At 28.5% G+C, this 1826-nt stretch carries 2 protein-coding genes; both read left to right on the top strand.

Annotated elements, in window-relative coordinates; translation table 11 throughout:
• The first annotated feature begins 259 nt into the window (after nucleotides 1–259).
• On the top strand, nucleotides 260–1051 hold the full coding sequence (locus tag BUB51_RS12500) for an ABC transporter permease (RefSeq protein WP_278294547.1): 792 nt from the start codon (nucleotides 260–262) through the stop codon (nucleotides 1049–1051).
• Between the two features lie 81 nt (nucleotides 1052–1132).
• On the top strand, nucleotides 1133–1696 hold the full coding sequence (locus BUB51_RS12495; protein WP_035165263.1) for a TetR/AcrR family transcriptional regulator C-terminal domain-containing protein: 564 nt from the start codon (nucleotides 1133–1135) through the stop codon (nucleotides 1694–1696).
• The last annotated feature ends 130 nt before the right edge of the window (nucleotides 1697–1826 follow it).

Below are 1826 nucleotides of genomic sequence, written 5' to 3'. Positions count from 1 at the left end.
AAATTGTTTGGGACGGAAAAAAACTAGAAATTAATATAATCGGACAGGATAGATAATCCTGTCCGTCTTTTTGTGCATATAGCAGAAGCTATATCCATAGCAGATAGAGTAGTAGTATTATCTAAAAGACCGGCAATAATTAAAGACATAGTTAATATCGAACTAACCTGCCCAAATAGTATTAGAACACCTATGCGAAGTAGAGAAGCTCCTGAATTCAGATATTATTTTAATAAAATATGGAAGGAGCTGGATGTCCATGTCTAAAGAACATGAAGAATATATCAAAAAAATTAGAAAGAGAAAAACAACTATCAGAATTACTCAAATTGCAATAATAATTATCTGCATGGTTTTATGGGAAATTTCCGCTAGATTAGGTTGGATAGATACATTTCTTACAAGCTATCCATCTGAAATTTGGAACCTATTTATAAAACTTCTAAAAGATAGTTCTTTGTTTGAACATATAGGGATTTCTGTTATGGAAAATGTATTTGGCTTTACTATCGGAACTATATTAGGTATTCTAATAGCTATACTTCTATGGTGGTCAGATTTTATTTCAAAAGTATTAGACCCGTATCTTGTAATATTAAATAGCTTACCTAAAACTGCATTAGCACCAATTTTAATTCTTTGGGTTGGTGCTGGATATACTGGTATTATTGCAACTGCAATTGCTGTATCTATTATCATAACTATTATGAATGTATATAATGGCTTTAAAGAAGTAGATGAGGATAAAATAAAAATGTTAAAAACCTTCGGCGCAACTAAATTCCAAATATTAAAAAAAGTCATAATACCTGCAAGCGTACCTACAATGATTAGTTCTTTGAAGATTAATATTGGTCTCTCTTGGGTTGGAGTTATTGTTGGAGAATTTTTAGTATCAAGAGCAGGCATCGGATATCTAATTGTATATGGTTTTCAAGTATTTAAGTTAGATTTAGTAATGATAAATATATTTATTTTAGCAATACTTGCTGCCGTAATGTATCAAGGAATTACTTTTATTGAAAATAAATTTATGAAATGGAAGCAATAATAGAACATAATTAGACATGGTAAATATTATGTGATAAAATAGAACATATAAATTCACACCGTTAACTGAAAGGAGATGAACATGTCACATTTAACGGAATTAGCTTTAGCTCAATCGTTAAAAAAACTAATGAAAACTACTCCATTATCTAAAATTACGGTTAACGATATAGTAAAAGATTGCGGTGTAAATAGAAGGACTTTATATTACCATTTTCATGACATGTATGAATTATTAGAATGGATTTTTAAAACAGAAATCCGCGACGCAATAAATGAAAATAGAACTCATAAAACATGGAAAAAAGGATTCAAACAATTACTAATATACCTAAAACAAAATAAAGACATAGTATTAAATACATACCATTCCATCGGAAGAGAATATCTGGAAACTCACTTATATAACGAAGTTTTTAACTTAATTTACAATGTCATTGAAGAATTATCAGAAGGATTAGATGTATCAGAAGAAAATAAAAAATTTATAGCCGATTTTTACAAATTCGCTTTTGTCGGACTACTATTAGACTGGATTAAAAATGATATGAAAAACTCACCTGACGAAATTGTTGAAAATTTAGACAAAATAATAAGTGGAGATATCAAAAAAGCTCTTCAAAACTTTGAAAATAAACACAAATAATAAAAAGTGTAATATAAAATAGACTTTACCTATTGAATAACACCACTTTACAAGAAATAAAGAGTTAGCTTCCATAAAGTAGAAAAATCAGACATCTAAATCCTAGGAATACTAATCATAACTAAAAAAA

Source organism: Caloranaerobacter azorensis DSM 13643 (assembly GCF_900129995.1).
GTDB classification, from domain to species: Bacteria; Bacillota; Clostridia; order Tissierellales; family Thermohalobacteraceae; genus Caloranaerobacter; species Caloranaerobacter azorensis.
This window is presented reverse-complemented; position numbering and strand designations above follow the sequence as displayed.